This is a genomic window from Corallococcus sp. AB038B, from assembly GCF_003668955.1.
Taxonomy (GTDB): Bacteria; Myxococcota; Myxococcia; order Myxococcales; family Myxococcaceae; genus Corallococcus; species Corallococcus exiguus.
Genome location: NZ_RAWO01000003.1, coordinates 415,182 through 432,675, shown reverse-complemented (window position 1 = coordinate 432,675; position 17,494 = coordinate 415,182). Strand labels below are relative to the sequence as shown.

11 protein-coding genes are annotated in these 17,494 nt (G+C 68.9%); 6 read left to right on the top strand and 5 right to left on the bottom strand.

Translation table 11 applies throughout. The features are described 5' to 3' along the window. Positions 1-87: 87 nt before the first annotated feature. On the top strand, positions 88-2,127 hold the full coding sequence (locus D7Y04_RS17950; protein WP_121760106.1) for a TonB-dependent siderophore receptor: 2,040 nt from the start codon (positions 88-90) through the stop codon (positions 2,125-2,127). A 69-nt stretch (positions 2,128-2,196) separates the two neighbouring features. Further along, on the top strand, positions 2,197-5,142 hold the full coding sequence (locus D7Y04_RS17945) for a DEAD/DEAH box helicase (protein WP_120597518.1): 2,946 nt from the start codon (positions 2,197-2,199) through the stop codon (positions 5,140-5,142). On the opposite strand, the gene D7Y04_RS17940 is transcribed toward D7Y04_RS17945, so the two are convergent. From D7Y04_RS17940 to D7Y04_RS17925, 4 genes are all read right to left on the bottom strand, one after another. Continuing rightward, a complete protein-coding gene (locus D7Y04_RS17940; RefSeq protein ID WP_121760105.1) occupies positions 5,108-5,881 on the bottom strand; it encodes an immunity 52 family protein in 774 nt (257 codons plus the stop codon). The genes D7Y04_RS17945 and D7Y04_RS17940 overlap by 35 nt on opposite strands. A gap of 12 nt (positions 5,882-5,893) precedes the next feature. After that, positions 5,894-7,519 (bottom strand): Tox-REase-5 domain-containing protein, encoded by a 1,626-nt coding sequence (locus tag D7Y04_RS17935; RefSeq protein ID WP_121760104.1) that lies wholly within the window; start codon positions 7,517-7,519, stop codon positions 5,894-5,896. A 223-nt stretch (positions 7,520-7,742) separates the two neighbouring features. After that, the gene (locus D7Y04_RS17930; RefSeq protein ID WP_120597521.1) at positions 7,743-8,846 is read right to left on the bottom strand and encodes a winged helix DNA-binding domain-containing protein; all 1,104 of its coding nucleotides are present in this window, start codon (positions 8,844-8,846) and stop codon (positions 7,743-7,745) included. A 24-nt stretch (positions 8,847-8,870) separates the two neighbouring features. Further along, positions 8,871-9,833 carry a TIGR03885 family FMN-dependent LLM class oxidoreductase gene (locus D7Y04_RS17925; protein WP_121760103.1) on the bottom strand — a complete coding sequence of 321 codons (963 nt, stop codon included), beginning with the start codon at positions 9,831-9,833 and terminating at the stop codon, positions 8,871-8,873. Positions 9,834-9,991: 158 nt separating this feature from the next. Here D7Y04_RS17925 and D7Y04_RS17920 point away from each other — a divergent pair, with 158 nt between their 5' ends. Further along, entirely contained in the window at positions 9,992-11,656 is a 1,665-nt protein-coding gene (locus D7Y04_RS17920) for an alpha-amylase family protein (protein WP_120597514.1), read from the top strand. A gap of 6 nt (positions 11,657-11,662) precedes the next feature. Here D7Y04_RS17920 and D7Y04_RS17915 read toward each other — a convergent pair whose 3' ends face one another. Then, positions 11,663-12,730, bottom strand: a complete 1,068-nt coding sequence (locus tag D7Y04_RS17915) for a hypothetical protein (RefSeq protein ID WP_121760102.1) — start codon at positions 12,728-12,730, stop codon at positions 11,663-11,665. Between the two features lie 284 nt (positions 12,731-13,014). Here D7Y04_RS17915 and D7Y04_RS17910 point away from each other — a divergent pair, with 284 nt between their 5' ends. Genes D7Y04_RS17910 through D7Y04_RS45700 form a run of 3 tightly spaced genes read left to right on the top strand, consistent with a single transcriptional unit; the run spans position 13,015 to position 17,493 of the window. Further along, positions 13,015-13,782 carry a CPBP family intramembrane glutamic endopeptidase gene (locus tag D7Y04_RS17910; RefSeq protein WP_120597512.1) on the top strand — a complete coding sequence of 256 codons (768 nt, stop codon included), beginning with the start codon at positions 13,015-13,017 and terminating at the stop codon, positions 13,780-13,782. A 50-nt stretch (positions 13,783-13,832) separates the two neighbouring features. Then, positions 13,833-15,494 (top strand): DUF262 domain-containing protein, encoded by a 1,662-nt coding sequence (locus tag D7Y04_RS17905; protein ID WP_120597511.1) that lies wholly within the window; start codon positions 13,833-13,835, stop codon positions 15,492-15,494. A gap of 1 nt (position 15,495) precedes the next feature. Then, on the top strand, positions 15,496-17,493 hold the full coding sequence (locus D7Y04_RS45700; protein ID WP_233601476.1) for a HipA domain-containing protein: 1,998 nt from the start codon (positions 15,496-15,498) through the stop codon (positions 17,491-17,493). Position 17,494: the final 1 nt, after the last annotated feature.

Genomic DNA, 17,494 nt, shown 5'->3' with positions numbered 1-17,494 from the left:
GCTGAAGTCGCTACACTCTGTTTCACGTGAGGCCTGTCTCCCCCCGGGACAGGCTCGCGTCTCCCAACTTCGAGAAGGTTGTTTCGTATGGGTTTCACCAGGCACGGGCGTCGTGTGTGTGTATGGCTTGCGTTGCTGGGCTCGGGCACGGGCTTCGCGCAGACGGCGCCGGAGCCCACCCTGGACCCCGGGGAGATGCCCTCCGCCCAGGAGCAGCTGGACGAAGAGCCGGAGGTGCACAGCCAGGTGGCGTCGTTCGCCATCACGAAGCTGCATGACTCGCCGGCCGTGGTGACGGCCATCACCGCGGACGAAATCAGGGCCTCCGGCGCGCGCGACCTGATGGACGTGCTGTTGCAGGTGCCCGGCTTCTTCTTCGGCGTGGACGTGTCCGGCACGGTGGGGCCGGGCTTCCGGGGCCTGTGGGGCCAGGAAGGCAAGGTGCTGCTCATCATCGACGGCAAGGAGATGAACGAGCAGCTCTACTCCACGATGCAGCTGGGCCACGAGTTCCCGGTGGAGCTGATTGAGCGCATCGAGGTCGTGCGCGGCCCCGGCTCGGTCATCTACGGCGGCAACGCGGAGCTGGCCGTCATCAACGTCATCACCCGGGGCATCCAGGGCAGCACGGACGCGCTGGTGGTGGGCACCTACGGGCAGCTGGCGCACGGCCTGGGCCGCCGCAGCCTCACGGTGTCCGGCCGCAAGGTGTTCGAAAGCGCGCCGGGCCTGAGCGCGTTCGCGTCCGCGTCGCTGGGGCAGGGGCAGCGCAGCGGTGCCGTGTTCGACGACTTCTACGGCGACTCCGCGAGCATGAACGGCGCGTCCGCGATGGACCCCACGGTGGTGCAGGCCGGCGTGGGCTACCGGGACCTCCAGCTGAGCCTCCTGTACCAGCGCCAGGACACCACGTCGGTGGTCTCCGTGGACGAGGTGCTGCCCACGCCCGCGAACACCGACTTCGAATCGTTCCACGCCGAGCTGAGCGACCGCTTCCGGCCCACGGACCGGATTGAAATCATCCCCCGGCTGAACCTCACGCTGGGCGAGTCCTACCGGGACTCGGACGAGTCGTCGGACTTCTTCTACGACAAGCGCTACCGGCGCCTGCGCGGCCGGGCCCTGGCGCGCTGGGCGGCGTTCGACTTCCTCCAGCTCACGGGTGGCGTGGACCTGGCGTTCGACCAGGGACAGCTGCGAGGCCCGGCGGGCATCGGCCAGCAGGAGCCCTTCAACGGCGACGAGGACGTCGTCTCCTACCGCAACGTGGCGGCCTTCATGGAGGTGTACTCGGACAACCCCATCGCCACGGTGGTGGCGGGCGCGCGCTTCGAGGACCACAGCGCCTTTGGCAGCTCGTTCGTGCCGCGCCTGGTGTTGCTCAAGTCCTTCGGGCCGGTGAGCGGCAAGGCCCTGTACAGCCGCGCCTTCCGCGCGCCGGGCATCGAGAACATCTCCCTGGGCGAAGACGTCCGGCCGGAGCGCACCACGGTGTACGAGCTGGAAGCCACCGTGCGCCTGGGCGAGGGGCAGAGCCTGAGCGCCAACGCCTTCGACGTGGGCGTGACGGACCCCATCATCTATTCGTACGACCCGGTCACGGCGTCGGAGGCGTACCGCAACCTGGGCCGCCTGGGCAGCCGGGGCATCGAGCTGGACTACCGGCTGCGAGGGTCCTGGGGCCGCGCGCAGGCGGGCTATTCGTTCTACCGGCCGGGCGGGCGCAACGACGTGGAGGACTACCTGGTGCCCGGCCAGCCCAACGCCTTCACCGGGCTGCCCACGCACAAGGTGACGCTGACGGGCACGGCGAAGCTGCTGCCGTGGCTGTCCGTCAGCCCCACCGCCGTGCTGGTGGGCCAGCGCTTCGCCGTGGGGGCGCCGGACGAGGAGGGCGTGTCGGAGGTCCAGACGCTGTCGCCCCGGCTGCTGCTCAACCTCTTCGTGCGAGCGGAGAACGTGGGGACGAAGGGCCTGGAGATTGGCGCGGGCGTCTACAACCTGCTGGGCAGCGACTTCCGGGTGGCCCAGCCCTACAACGGCGGACACGCGCCCCTGCCGGTGTTCAGCCGCGAGTTCATGGTGAAGCTGACCTACCTCTTCGAGCCGTCCTACGACGACGAGTAGCCTGGCCGTCAGCCGGGACGCATCCGACGTTGCGCAAGGGCGTGGCGGGGCGTAGGGAATCCGCCTGCCATGTCCGAGAACACCCAGCTCCTCGAAGCCGTCCGGAAAGAAGCCAAGCCGGGACTCTGGTCCAGGGGCGTCAGCCTCGCGCGTGACGGCGCGGTGGCGCTCCAGTCGCGCACGGCCTCGGAGATCGAGCTGCGCGTGAAGGTGGCGGGCCGGGCCGTGGCCTTCACCGTCGTCCTCTATCCGGGCGACGAGGCGTGGGAGTGCGACTGTCCCAGTCCGGTGGACCCATGCGAGCACGTGGTCGCGGCGGCCATCTCGCTGGACAAGGCGGAGAAGCAGGACGCGCCGCTGGAGGCGGTGTCGGACCGCTGGTCGCGAGTGGTGTACCGCTTCACGCGAGTGGAGGGAGGGCTGCAGCTGCACCGGGTCCTCGCGCACGCGGACGGCACGGAGGAGCCGCTGGAGGACCTCACGGGGCGCCTGGCGAAGCCCCAGGCCGGCGTCACGTTGCAGGTGGAGCAGGTGGACCTGGTGATGGAGCGCCTGTTGGAGCGGCGCACCCGGGGGCCGCTGCTCGCGGAGAAGCTGGACGCGCTGCTGAGGGCCCTGGAGCCCGCGCGCAACGTGCTGCTGGACGGCCGGCCGGTGGCGGTGTCCGGCGAGGTGCTGCCCCCGCGCGCGAAGGTGGAGGACAAGGGCCAGCAGTGGGTCATCACCATCACGAGGGATCCGCGCATCACGGAGGTGGTGAGCCCCGGCGTCGCGCTGACGGCGGAATCCCTGGTGCGCCTGGGCGAGACGGCGATGACGGGCGCGTGGCTTCAGCACCTGCCGCTTGTGCGCACGTATTCGCCGGAGCAGTTGGGCGAGCTGTCCGCGAAGATTCTCCCGGAGCTGGCGCGGCGCATGCCGGTGGACATGCGGAGCCGCCGCCTGCCGTCGGTGGACCGCGACCTGAAGCCGCGCATCCTCCTGGAGCTGAACCAGCTCACGCAGGGCCTGTCGGTGCTGCCCACGCTGGTGTACGGCGCGCCGCCGACGGTGCGCATCGACAACGGGCGCATGGTGTACCTGCGCGGCGCGGTGCCGCTGCGTGACGAGCCCGCGGAGCAGAAGCTGCTCCACCAACTGCGCGACGAGTTGAACCTGGTGCCCGGCCGAAGGCTCACGGTGCAGGGCCCGGAGATGATGCGCTTCGCGGACAAGCTGCGGAAATTCCGGGGCGACCTGGGCGGCGACGCGGCGGGCATCGTCAGCCCGGACATGCGCCTCAAGCCGTCCCTGCGCGTGGATGGCGGCGCGTCCGGCGCGGGCGTGCCGGAGGTGCGCTTCACGCTGGAGTTCGAGGTGGAGGGCGGCAAGGGCGGGGCGCGCACGGTGGACGCGGCCGCGGTGGTGCGGGCGTGGACGGAAGGGTTGGGGCTGGTGCCGCTGGATGGAGGTGGCTGGGCCCCGCTGCCGCGCGCGTGGCTGGACAAGAACGGGCAGCGCGTGGCGGATCTGCTGGCCGCGCGCCAGGAGGATGGCCGCGTCGCGAACCACGCGCTGCCGGAGCTGACCCAGCTGTGCGAGTCATTGGACCAGCCGCCGCCTCCGGGGTTGGACAAGCTGGCCCCGCTGGTGGAGGGCTTCGAGAAGCTGCCGCCGCCGGTGCTGCCCACGGAGCTCAACGCCACGCTGCGCGCGTATCAGCAGCAGGGCGTGAGCTGGCTGTCGTTCCTCAAGGGCGCGGGGTTGGGCGGCATCCTCGCGGACGACATGGGTCTGGGAAAGACGCTCCAGACCATCTGCATCCTGGGGCCGAAGTCGCTGGTGGTGTGCCCCACGAGCGTGCTGCCCAACTGGGTGGCGGAGCTCCAGCGCTTCCGGCCGTCCTTGAAGGTCTGCGTGTACCACGGCCCCGGCCGCAAGCTGGACCCGGCGGCGGACATCACGCTCACCACGTACGCACTGTTGCGCCTGGACGCGGCGGTGCTGGGCGCGCCCACGTGGGAGGCGGTGGTGCTGGACGAGGCCCAGGCCATCAAGAACCCGGAGAGCCAGGTGTCGCGCGCGGCGTTCGGGCTCAAGGCGAACCTGCGGCTCGCGCTCAGCGGTACGCCGCTGGAGAACCGCCTGGACGAGTTGTGGAGCCTGATGCACTTCACCAACCCGGGTCTGTTGGGAGGCCGCCGCCAGTTCGAGGAGAAGACGGCGCAGCCCATCGCGGACGGCAAGCCCGGAGCGGCGGAAGGCCTGCGTCGCCGCATCCGCCCGTTCATCTTGCGCCGCCTGAAAAAGGACGTGGCGCCGGAGCTGCCGCCGCGCACCGACTCCGTGATGCACGTGCAGCTGGATGAGCGCGAGCGCTCCGTCTACGACGCGGTGATGGCCGCGACGCGAGCGGAGGTGGTGGCGCTGCTCAACGAGGGCGGCAGCGTGCTCAAGGCGTTGGAGGCGTTGCTGCGGTTGCGGCAGGCGGCCTGCCACTCGGCGCTGGTGCCGGGGCAGCACGCGAAGACGTCCTCCAAGGTGCAGACGTTGGTGGACGCGCTGGAGACGGCGGTGGCGGAGGGCCACAAGGCGTTGGTCTTCTCCCAGTGGACGTCGCTGTTGGACCTCATCGAGCCGGGGCTCAAGGGAGCAGGCATCGGCTTCGAGCGGCTGGACGGAGCGACGGCGAACCGAGGCGAGGTGACGTCGCGCTTCCAGGGCCAGGACGGAGCGCCGGTGCTGCTCATGTCGCTGAAGGCCGGCGGAACGGGCCTGAACCTGACGGCGGCGGACCACGTGTTCCTGATGGACCCGTGGTGGAACCCGGCGGTGGAGGCACAGGCCGCGGACCGAGCGCACCGCATCGGACAGGAGCGGCCGGTGATGGTCTACCGGCTCGTGTCCCAGGGCACGGTGGAGGAGAAGATTTTGGGCCTTCAGGAGAAGAAGCGCGCCCTGTTCGAAGCCGCGCTCAGCGAAGCCTCGGGCGCCGCCGCCATCACCCGCGAGGATCTGCTCCAGCTGTTCGCATGAGCCCTGCCTGGGCCAGCAGTTCACGCACCCGTCGCGCCAGTGCGACGTGCTCGGGGTTGCTGGCCGTGAAGCGCTCAGGGGTCAGGATGATCAACGTGCCCTTGTCCTTCACGGGCTCGATACGCACAGGCGCGGGCAGCGGCGGCACCGTGCCCCGCTGACGCGCGAGGTACGTCACCCAGCCAAGCCACATATCGGCCTTGCCGTCCGCGTCATCCAGCTCCCGATGGGTGCGGGACATGGCCACTGCCCAATCCGGTTCCCAGGCCAGTGCCATGCTGCGTACCACCTCGATCAGCACGGAAGCCGTAAATATTCGCTCCGCGTTTGCCCCTTTGGCCGGTAGCGACAGGACGCACGAATTGGCAATGCGGAACTCGGCGTAGCTTCCGCATTTCATATTGACGGAGGCGAAGTCCTGGCCGGTGCCGTCGTTGTATGCCCCGACGCGGAAGCCCAGATCTTCGATAGGAGGCCCGCCGGGCTCCCGATTCACACCGCGCCGGAATGCTTCCGTCAAAGCAGGGAGGGAAGGTGGCGTCAGCGGGGTCTTGCGGCCCTTGCCGCGAGGCTTGGGGATCTTGTTCCAGTGCGCCAGCAGGGGGTCACACGCGGCTAGCGAGTCGAGAAACGTCACCGCTCGACGGGCGCATTCCTCGGGGGACTCCTTGCGTGGCCCCCAATAGGCACCGGCGGAGTAGGAGTCAGGAGGGAGCGCAGGTGTGGGCTGGGTCGTCATGACGCGCACGGGTCAGCGTACCAGGGAGCGGGCCGGGGTATGGATGACGGTAATCTCTGTGACGCCCCTATTCTCAAGCAGGTTCCGCATCGCATCGGCTGCATGCTTCTCGGCGACGTGCCATTCGATGCGGATGCCCATGCCCTGGACGATGCGGCGTTGCCGCTCGGCTTGGTCCGCGAGGTCTTGGAGCTTGCCTGACGCTTCAAACCAACCCTTGGGGTCGAAGTTGTCCTCGAAGAATTCAGCGTAGCCGGGTCCCTTGGCCTCCAGCAGCGCGTCGTCCCTGAAGCCGTCGAACTTCACGCCACCAGCCTTCGTGCTCGTGCCACCGACCCAGTACGCTTCATCCGCCGAATGCCCGGAGATCTGCTCCTGGTAGCGCCGGGCACGCGTGGACATCGACTCCTTCACCGGCCCCCACTGCCCGGGCCCCTTGGACGGAGCCGCGCCACTGCCAGTCGTGTTCGCGCGCTGGAGGATGATGGCCGCCCCGGGCCCACCGCTCAACACCGCCGCCGCGCGTCCTACTGGCACTGAGACCCGCTCCAGCGCCAGCGCGCCCTCCACCGACAGCGAGAGCACCGGCACCGTGGCCTCCACGCCCACCGACATTCCCTTCAGCGTCCGCGTCGTGGCCGAGGCTGCGCCCGCGGTGAAGAGCAGTCCTGTCGTCAGCCGCGACACTTCACGGATCTGCTCGCCACGGGTCATGGACTGGAAGCGTTCCCAGTACGCGGGCGATGAAGCGATGAGCGCCGCCACGCCCGCTGGCAGGCGGCTCAGGCCCGCGATGCTGTCCACGGGACGCGAAAGCAACTGTCCCAGCGCGTGGTACAGCTCCACGAATGCATCCTCGGCTCCATCCAAGGTGCGGCTGACGACGTCCGCGTCGTCATAAACCTCGGCCAGGGGCCGCCAGTCCGAAGCTTGCAACTGCGCGTCCACGGTCCGGAACACACCGCCCTTGCCGCTGTAGAACCGGCCCAGTTCGAAGCCATGCGCGCGGAAGGCGCCGTCCTTCCATTCGACTGCTGCCACCTTTTGCTGGGTGCGCCCGGTGAGTGCCCACGCGAGATAGCCATCGGGTCGCAGAACCGCGATCTGCTCCCGGGAGAAGCGCTCCACCCGCCGTAGCAGTTCCTTCCGCGCGACTTCGCCTCCCTCCATCACCTCGCGAAGAATGAAGCCTGCGGCCATGCGAGGCGGGAAGGTGCTCAACGTGACGGGCTTGCCCAGAAGCACTCCCATCAGTCGCGCCGCTTGCGTGGGCGTCAGCGCGCCTCCCAGAGGGCGTTCGTCACTCGCTTCCAGCCCCGCGTTCGTAACCAACTGTTCCCAGGCGTCCGGTTGCACATCGTCGGAGCGGGTGACGTCCGCCATGGCCACCGCACGAACGGGGCTCGCTCCCGTCATCTCATCGCGCACGGCCTTGCGGCGGTACAGCCGTGGCGCTTGCTCGCGGGGCGTAACATTCGCCGCCGGAGCGGATGCTCGCGGCGCTTCGTCGTTCGACGCTCGCACGCCAGGGGAGTCCGAGCGGGACGTGTAGCTCAGCGTCTTTCCATGACCGGCAGGCACCGAGGCGCAGCCGGTGAAGAGGAGGGCCACGCACGTCAGCAGGACGTCAGCGCGCATGGTCCACTCCCAGGTCCACCGACGCGAACGCACCTGGATGCCGCGGCCCGTCCCCTCGCGGGAACAACCACAGCACCGCCCACCAGCGGTTCCCCATCGCTCGCGCCTCCTGGCGGCACCCCGGACTGGTGTGCGGATCCCGGTCATACCCGCCGGGTCCGACAACTCGGCCAATCAGGAGGGGCCATGCCCCGAGGGCACATCAGGAGTCGAGATGGTGCTCCTAGGTGGCGAACCGCACTGCCACCTTCGCAGCCTCGGGGTCGCTGAAGCGCAGCAGGTCCTCTCCCTCCTGCACCAGTGCGTCGCGGACAGGCTTCTTCAGCGCGTCAAAGGCATTGCAGACCAACGTCGCGGTGCCCTTCGTGCGCTCGGTGGTCCAGACGCCCGCGGTGCGCCCGTCGACCAGGAACACGTTCAGCACGCGCAGGTTCTTCGTGGACAACATCGCACGGTGCTCCTCCGGCACGACGCGGGTCCGGTCCGCGTGGGAGAGGATGAGGTTGTCGAAGTCCGGCAGGAAGCGCACCGGCGCGGGTGTCTCTTCGGGCGGGCGCGGGGCCTTGGGCAAATCAAAGAGGACGCGTTTCTTCTCGTCGCGGAACTCCACCAGCTTGCCGCGCACCTTCTCGAAGGCGTCCTTCAGCGGTTTGATGCCAGACCAGCTCTGCATGTCCGCCACGGTGGCGGGACCGAAGGCGGCCAGGTAGCGCAAGACCAGCGGCGACGCGTCGTCGTCCGTGGAGAGCTTCTCGCCCAGCCACGACTCCGCCAGCGTGAAGCCTGAGTTGCCGGGCCAGCCCCACTCCAGCCCTTCCTCGGGCACCTGGACGAGCGGCAGCATCATCCGTGCGGCGAAACCCATGGCCCGCTCGTCGCCGTCCACGTGGTGCTTCATCAGGTGCTCGCGCACCGCCTCGAAGGTGCGGGGCTTCTCCTGGAGGAAGGGCTTCGCGGTGGCCAGCAGCGCGGGCAGATCCAACGCCGTGGCGCGCTCCTTCAGCACGGAGCGCATGGCCACGTTGAGCAGGGGCTGGAACAGGCCGCGGAAGCGCAGGTAGTCCTTCGCGGTCATCAGGTGCAGCGTGCCGCGCATCATCGTGCCGCGCGCCAGCTCACGTTTGAGCGCCAGCTTCGTGAGGGTGTCGCGCTGGAAGCCCTGGAGGCGCGACCAGAGGGCCAGGTACGGCGGACGCGCGAGCTGCGCCTGGAGCCCCACCAGATGCTCGATGGCGCGCGGCACGGTCATCTTCTCGCGCGTGAGCAGCAACTGGCGCGCGAGCGTGGCGCGGTTGAGGGCCTGACGGGACAGCACTTCGGTGGGCATGCTCCCGAGCATACCCAGTGGCTTTCAGCGCGTGAGGGCCGGAATCACCTTCTTACCGAACGCCTCGATGAAGCCGTCCTGGTCGCGGTTGACGTTGTGCAGGTACAGCCGGTCGAAGCCCAGGCGCAGGTCCTCGCCCAGCCAGTCCATGTGCTGCTGGAAGCTGCTGGAGACTCGCAGCGGGCCGTCCAGGTCGTGCGGCTGCACCACGTTCGCGGCCTCCTGGAACTGCGCGGGCGTGCGCAGGTCCGTGAGCATGCTGTTGGCGAAGATGTTGGACGCCCACTGGTTGTACGCGCCTTCGCGGGCAAGCTCGTCGTCCTTCGCGTAGGACAGCTGCACCTTGAGGAACATGGGCTTGCCCTCGCCGCCGCCTTCTCGGAAGGCCGCCACCACCTTGCGCAGCTCCTCCGGGGGCCGCGCGGTGGTGATGAGGCCATCCGCCCAGCCCGCCACCCATCCCGCCGTCTTCGGCGTCACGGCCGCGCCCACCAGCAGGGGCATGTCCTTCGGGCGCGTGTAGAGCTTCGCCTCCTCCACGGTGACGAGCCCCCGGTGCGTCACCGTCTCGCCGCGGAAGAGGGCGCGCATGATGTCCACGCACTCCTTCAGGCGCACATTGCGCAAGTCCTTCGCGGGCCAGCCCGTGCCGGTGATGGCCTCGTTGAGGTACTGGCCACTGCCGAGCGCCATCCACGCCCGGCCGGGGTACATCTCGTTCATCGTGCCCAGCGCCTGCGCGACGATGGCCGGGTGGTAGCGCTGGCCCGGCGCCGTGACGGAGCCGAAGGACAGCCCGGTGGTCGCGAGCGCCGCGCCCATGAACGCCCACGCGAAGCCGCTCTGCCCCTGCGCCTCCGTCCACGGGTGGAAGTGGTCCGAGTTGAGCGCGGCCTGGAAGCCCGCGCCTTCCGCCTTCTGGCAGAGGCGCAAGAGCTCACTGGGCGGGAACTGTTCGTGCGACGCGTGGAAGCCGATGAGGGGCATGGGTGCGTCCACCCTGGAGTCGGATCAGCCCGGCCGCGAGGCCCGCCTTCACGCGAGTGTTGGCTGAACGAAGCCCGGCGGCCCCCGGGTGTGGGGTTCCTCACTGCGCGCGGGAGTCGCCGGATGCCTCCTGGGAACGGAGGGCTAAAGGGAAGGGGATGATTGAAGACCTCTGGTACAAGAACGCGGTCGTCTACTGCCTCGACGTCGAGACGTTCATGGACGGCAACGGCGACGGCGTGGGGGACTTCACGGGCCTGCGCCGCAAGCTGGACTACCTGGCGGGCCTGGGCATCACGTGTCTGTGGCTGTTGCCCTTCCAGCCCACGCCCAACCGCGACAACGGCTACGACATCCGCGACTACTACGGCGTGGATCCGCGCCTGGGGGACCTGGGCGACTTCGTGGCCTTCACCCACGAGGCGAAGCTGCACGGCATCCGCGTCATCATCGACCTGGTGGTGAACCACACGTCGGATCAACACCCGTGGTTCCAGGCCGCGCGCAAGGACCCGGACAGCCGCTACCGCGACTACTACGTCTGGTCGAAGAAGCGGCCCAAGGACGCCAACAAGGGCATGGTCTTCCCGGGCGTGCAGCCCTCCACGTGGACGTACGACAAGGAGGCGCGCCTCTGGTACTTCCACCGCTTCTTCGACTTCCAGCCCGACCTCAACGTGGCGAACCCGGAGGTGCGCGAGCAGATCCTCAAGGTGATGGGCTACTGGCTGGAGTTGGGTGTGTCCGGCTTCCGCGTGGACGCGGTGCCCTTCCTCGTCGAGCTGAAGGGCGTGAAGAACCCGGACGTGAAGAACCCCTACAAGCTGCTGGAGGAGATGCGCGAATTCCTCTCATGGCGCAGAGGGGACGCCATCCTGCTCGCGGAAGCCAACGTCACCATGAACGAGGTGGTGGAGTTCTTCGGCGACAACGACCGCATGCAGATGGTGTTCAACTTCCTGGCGAACCAGAACTTCTACCTGTCGCTCACGCGAGGGGACGTGACGCCGCTGGTGCAGGCCCTGAAGTCAGCTCCCAAGCTGCCGCACACGGCGCAGTGGGCGAACTTCCTGCGCAACCACGACGAGCTGGACCTGGGGCGCCTGTCGGACGAGGACCGGCTGGAGGTCTTCGAGGCGCTGGGGCCGGACAAGGGCATGCAGCTGTATGACCGGGGCCTGCGCCGCCGGTTCGCGTCGATGCTGGACGGCGACCGCCGCCGCATCGAAGTGGCCTACAGTTTGATGTTCTCACTGCCGGGGACTCCAGTGCTCTGGTACGGCGACGAGCTGGGCATGGGGGAGAACCTGTCACTCGTGGAGCGGCAGTCGGTGCGCACGCCCATGCAGTGGAGCCCGGAGCCGCACGGCGGCTTCACGTTGGCGGAGGCGCCGGTGAAGCCCCTGGTGTCGGAGGGGCCGTTCGGCTTCCGGCAGGTGAACGTGGCGCAGCAACGCCGCGACCCGGCCTCACAGCTCAACTGGACCGAGCGCATCATCCGCGCGCGCAAGGAGTGTCCGGAGCTGGGGTGGGGTGCATGGAAGGTGCTGCGCACGGGCAACAAGGGCGTGCTGGCCATCCGGTACGAATGGAAGGGCAACGCGATGGTGGTGCTGCACAACCTGTCCGCCCGGCCCTGCACGGTGAAGCTGGATCCGGGCGGCGAGGAGCCGTGCACGCTGTTCAACGTGCTCAGCGAGGACCACTCCGAGCCCGTGGACGGACAGCGCCACGGGCTCACCCTGGAGGGCTACGGCTACCGGTGGTTCCGCGTGGGGTTGGAGAACCCCGCGCGCAAGCACCGGACGGAGCCGCTGCCCTAGCGGTTCTTACAGCATGCTGGCGATGTCCTTCACCGGCTGCGGGGCGGCCTCGGTGTTGGCCAGCGCGCCCGTATAGGCTCCGAAGAGCATCCCGGCCGGGTTGGCGCGGCCCTTGGTGATGGATCCGATGACGCCCTCCGCGGCGCCCTTGATGGTGTTGAGGTAGCCGGTCGCGGCGCCCTCGAGGACGCCCTTGAAGCCGCCCTCCGAGTTGCCGATGCCCGTCAGGACGTTGCTGACTCCCGGGATGAACCAGAGGGCCTTGCCGGCCTCGCCCATGGCCCACTGGAAGTTGTCCTTGTTGCTGCCGTCCGCCTTCACGTGGGTGTCCTTCGTGGTTGGCAGCTGGTGCTCGCCCAGGAAGGAGTAGCCCTTCTCGGCGAAGTCCTTGACCATGCCGGCCTCCGTGCCGTGGCGCGCGTCACCGTCCTTGGTGATGCCCTCGATGTTGCCGTCGCCTACGCCGCCCTTGACCTTGCTATCCCGGTCCCCGCCCGTGGAGGCCTTGGCGCTGTCGATGAACTCCAGCACCTTGGCCAACCGGTAGACACCGTCGGCGTTCTGCTTCGGATCCTTCAGGTCCAGCTTGGGGTCGACGCCCGTCTGCTTGCACAGCTGGTCGAACTTGATGTCCTTCTGGCGGCCCAGGCTCTTCAGCGCGGGCGTGTCGTCGACAATCTGCGCGGCGGAACGGTTGTCCCCGGCCGGGCGCTTGTCATTGGCGCTGGGGACGCCGTTGGAGGCCTGCTGCGGAGCCGGCGCCGGCGCCTCGGTCACAGCCGGAGCCGGAGCCAGGTTCTGGAGTTCCGGGGGGAGTCCCCGAGGGGCGAAGGTGGCCGGGGCGCTGAGCATGTCTGACATACCCTCCATCGCGGACATCCCGCGCGGCTGCCGACGGTTGATGATCGCGGGCTCGAACGAGTCCACCTGGCTGAAGCCCCGCGACGGCATGCTCCGGGAGGCGTCCGCGACAGGCCCCGCGGAGAGCTGAGCCTTCGGGTTGACGAGCGCGGTCTCCGCGGCGTTGGGGCGCATCAGGGAGGAGGAGCGGGCCGTGGCCTTGAGGTCGATCATGGTTATCACCTTGGGTCTGAGCTGCGACGTGCCCGGACCTCATTGCAGCGCGCGTGCCGACAAGGTGAACCGCGCAACCCCTGGAACTCACAGGAAGAGGATGCTCGCGCCAGGTGCCCGGCCGGTGACTGCAGTCACCAGGAGGATGGCGCGAGTCATCACGTCAGCGGCTTCAGTTCATCTCCATCCAGTGAAGTCGCGGTGACTCCTGGTGCAATCCGTCTGAACCGCTGAAAGCGGACTGCTCGGTGGTGATGTTTCCCGCGCTATGAGGGGCCACCGTCATGACTCCCCCTGCTTCGACTCCGTCTCCTGTCGCGCCGAAATGCGCGCTCGCGTTCGCCGTGCTGTACGCCTGCTACGAAGCGCCGGAGGGGATTGGAGGACGGCTGCTGGGGAGCTTCGCGGTGACGGCGGCGCTGATGATGCTCTTCCACGCGGTGGCCTGGGGCGTGGGGCGGTGGCTGGGCTACCGCAATGGCTTTCATGCGTATGCACTTGCGTGGCGTGGCTCCGCGCTCGCGCGGGCGTTGGCGGTGATGCTGGTGCTCAAGCCGCTGTCCGTGCTGGTGGGTGTGGCGGTGGGCGTGATGCGTGTGCAGCCCCTGGAGAAGCCGCTGATGGGCACGGCGCTGCTGGTGGCGGCGCTGGGCGTGGCGGTGTCCACGTTCGTGCCGTCGGTGGCGGAGGACATCGTCGCGCGTGGCTTCTGGTACCGCGCGTGGCCGGTGGCGGGGCAGGGCGCGGGCTATGTGGCCCTGTCCGCGGGCGTGTTCGTGCTCACGCACGTGTACCGGCTGGGCAACGGTCCGCTGGAGTGGCTGATGTTGTTCTGCACGGGCCTGGCGTACGCGGCGGCGGTGGCCCGCACGGGCTCGCTGTGGGGCGCCGTGGGGCTGCACTGGGGATGGAACCTGGCGAACGGGCTGATGGACCTGCAACTGGACGTCAACGCGGTGGGGCAGGGCGGCCGTATCCTGTCCACCGTGACGGGTCTGGTGGCGCTGGGTCTGGTGGTGCTGCTGCCGAAGCGACGTGGCTCCACGGTGTAGGTGGCGGGTTCTAAAGCTTCGGGTTACAGACCCGGGGGAGGAGGATCGCGATGCCCGCTCCCCTGACGCGGCGCCCGGAGACGAAGTCGTTCAGCATCGAGGACCTGCTCGACCGCGTGCGGCGCGGCGAGGTGCGCATCCCCGACTTCCAGCGCCCCCTGCGGTGGACCGCGGAGGACGTGCGAGACCTGCTGGACAGCGTGTACCGGGGCTATCCCATCGGGACCCTGTTGTTCTGGCGCCGGGAGGCCCCCGCCGCCAATGTCAGCTTCGGCCCCGTGCGCATCGACGCGCCCTCCACCAGCCAGGGCCTGTGGGCCGTGGACGGACAGCAGCGCGTGACGGCGCTCGCGGGCGTGCTGCTGCATCCGTCCTATGGCGATGAAGCCGGACGCGATGACTTCCACCTGTACTTCGACCTGGAGACGGGGGAGCTGCATGCACCGCCGGAAGCGGGGGCACCACCACCGCACTGGCTGCCCATGAATGAGGTGCTGGACAGCGAGTCGCTGCTCCACTGGCTCAATCGCTATCCGGACCGGGAGGCGCACCCGGAGCACCTGCGCGCCGCCATCCGCCTGGGCAAGGCCATCCGTGAGTACCAGGTGCCCGCGTACGTCGTGGACACGGCGGACGAGAAGGTCCTCCGCATCATCTTCAAGCGCCTCAACACCGCGGGCCGTCCGCTCACGGATGAAGAGGTGTTCAACGCGCTGTACGTGGGCTCGCGCTCGCTCAGCCTGGAGTCGGTGACCGAAGGGCTGCGGGAGCTGGGCTTCGGGAGCATCCCGGAGTCACTGCTGCTGCGCGCCGTGCTGGCCGTGCGCGGCCTGGACTTCACGCGGGGCTACCAGGAACAGCTCAACCAGGACGACGAACTCACGGAGACCGTCCGCCGAACGGACCGGGCGCTCCGGGACGCCATCGTGTTCCTCAAGCGCGATGCGTTCATCCCGCATCTCAAGCTGCTGCCCGCGCCCGAGAACTCACTGGTGTTGCTGACGCGGTTCTTCCAACTGCACCCGGAGCCGACACCTCGTTCGCGGGAGCTGTTGTCGCGTTGGATCTGGCGCCACATCGTCTTTGGTGGCTGGGAGCTGAAGCCCCCGGAGGCCCTCCAGGTCTTCGCGGCCATCCGCTCCGACGAGGAGCGCTCCCTCCAGACGCTGCTGGCGCAGGTGCCGCCGCCGCTCATCCGCTGGTGGATGGAGACGGGCATGCCTGTCATTCCCCACTCCATCGCTCGGCCCCCGCTGGTCCTGCGCATCGCGATGCTGTCCCTCCAGCCGCGCCACCTGCTGACGGGCGCGGTGCTGGACCCCGGAGAGCTGTTGGAGCAGCAGGGCGAGGGCTTCCAGCCCATCCTTCCCGCGGGTGACCCGCGGTGGACCACGCAACGGGTCTTTGACCGGAGGACGGTCCGGCGCCTGATGGAAGGGACCTTCAACTTCCTCTTCCATCCTCCGGTGCCGGGGCACTCCCTGTCCCAGATGCTCGAAGCGCATCCGCCTCCGAGCGAGGACATCCTCCACAGCCATGGGCTCAGCCCGCAGGCCATGGAGTCCTTGCGGCGCAATGACGGTGCGTTCCTCCACCTGCGCCAGATGGTCCTGGAGCCCGTCCTGCGCCAGTTCATGGAGGCCCGCACGCGCTGGGATGATTCGGACCGGCCTTCGCTCCAGTCGATGATCATCGACGACGATGAGGACTGACATGGACCCCACGCTCCCTGTGTCCACCACGGGCATCCTCGACGTCCTCATTGGCGACGTGCACGTCGGCACGCTCACGCTGCTCGCGGACGAGCGCATCGAGTTCAGCCTCTCCGAGGACTACCGCCAGCGCTATCCGCGCCCCGTCCTGGGCCAGTTCTTCGAGGACGACCTGTCGCGCCGTCACACCAGCCGCATGCGGCTGCCGCCGTTCTTCTCCAACCTCCTTCCCGAAGGGCCGCTGCGCGACCTCATCTCCGAACGCCAGCACATCGCCCGGCAGCGCGAGTTCTTCTTTATCGCCCACCTGGGCGCGGACCTCTCCGGGGCCGTCATCATCCGCCCGGCGGGCGAGCTCGCCGGCCACGACGCGCCGCTCGTGGACGTCCCGGCCGAACCCGTGTCGGATGGTGAGCCGCTGCGCTTCTCGCTCGCGGGCGTGCAGCTCAAGTTCTCCATGCTCCGGCGCGACCGGGGCATGACGCTGCCCATGGGCGGCCTGGGCGGAGACTGGATCGTCAAGCTCCCGGACAACCGCTACGACCGCGTGCCGGAGAACGAGCTGTCCGTGATGACGTGGGCGCGCGCCACCGGCATCGACGTACCGGAGCTCCAGTTGCTCCCGGTCGCTGACCTGCACGGCCTCCCGGAGGGCATCACCCTGCGCGAGGACCTGGCCTACGCCATCCGACGCTTCGACCGGCCGTCCCCCGGCCGCCGCGTGCACATGGAGGACCTGGCGCAGGTGCTGGGGCTGTACTCCGACGAGAAGTACAAGAAGTACAACTACGAGACCATCGCCAACGTGCTGCTCAAGGTCGCGGGCCTGGACGCGCTCCAGGAGTTCCTGCGGCGGCTGGTGTTCATCATCGCGTGCGGCAACGGCGACGCGCACCACAAGAACTGGTCCCTCTACTACCCGGACGGCACGCGCCCCACGCTGTCTCCCGCGTACGACTTCGTCTCCACCATCCAGTACATGCCTCAGGACCAGCTCGCGCTGAACCTGGCGAAGTCCAAGCGCTTCGAGGACGTGTCGCTCCAGAGCTTCGAACGACTGGCGCGCAAGCTGGGCCTGAGCGACGACGACGTCCTCCCGGTGGTGAAGGGCGCCGTCGAGGTCGCGCTCGACACGTGGACGACGCTGCGCGCGGACCTGCCCATGCCGGAGCTCTTCAAACAGCGCATCGAGGAGCACTGGAAGCGCGTCCCGCTGCTCCAGGGCAACGTGAAGCGCAGCTCCGGTGAGCTGCGCCAGACGGTCAACGCCTTCTTCACTCTCTACAACGAGCTGCCCCGCCTGGGCCCCGGCAGCGACGGCTGCACCCGGGAAGCGCTGCGGCGCCTGTCCCCGCTGCCGCCCTCGCCGCGCGTGCTGGACCTGGGCGCGGGCACCGGACGGCAGTCGCTGGTGCTCGCGCGGGAGCTGGGCACGCGCGTCACCGCCGTGGACCTGCACCGGCCCTACCTTGACCGGCTGGAGCGCGAGGCCCGCGAGCAGGGGCTGTCGGACGCCATCGTCACGCGCCAGGAGGACATGAGCGCACTGTCGCTGCCGCCCGGCTCCGTCGACCTGCTCTGGTCCGAGGGCGCCATCTACCTGATGGGCTTCGAGCAGGGCCTGCGCCAGTGGCGGCCGTTGCTCGCGCCCGGTGGACAGGTGGCCGTCACCGAGTGCACCTGGCTCACCGACGTCCGCCCCCCGGAGGCGGTGCGCTTCTGGTCCTCCGGGTACCCGTCCATGGGCACCATCGCCCAGAACCGCGCCAGCGCGGAGGCCGCGGGCTTCACGGTGCTGGACACCTTCACGCTGCCCGCGTCCGCGTGGTGGGACGAGTACTACACGCCGCTCCTCCAGCGCATCGACCGGCTGCGCCCCACCGCGGACGCGGCGCTGCGCGAGGTCATCGCGGCGGCGGAACAGGAAGTGAACCTGTACCGCCGCCACGGGGACAGCTACGGCTACGTCTTCTACCTGCTGCGTTCGCGCGAGGCCTGAC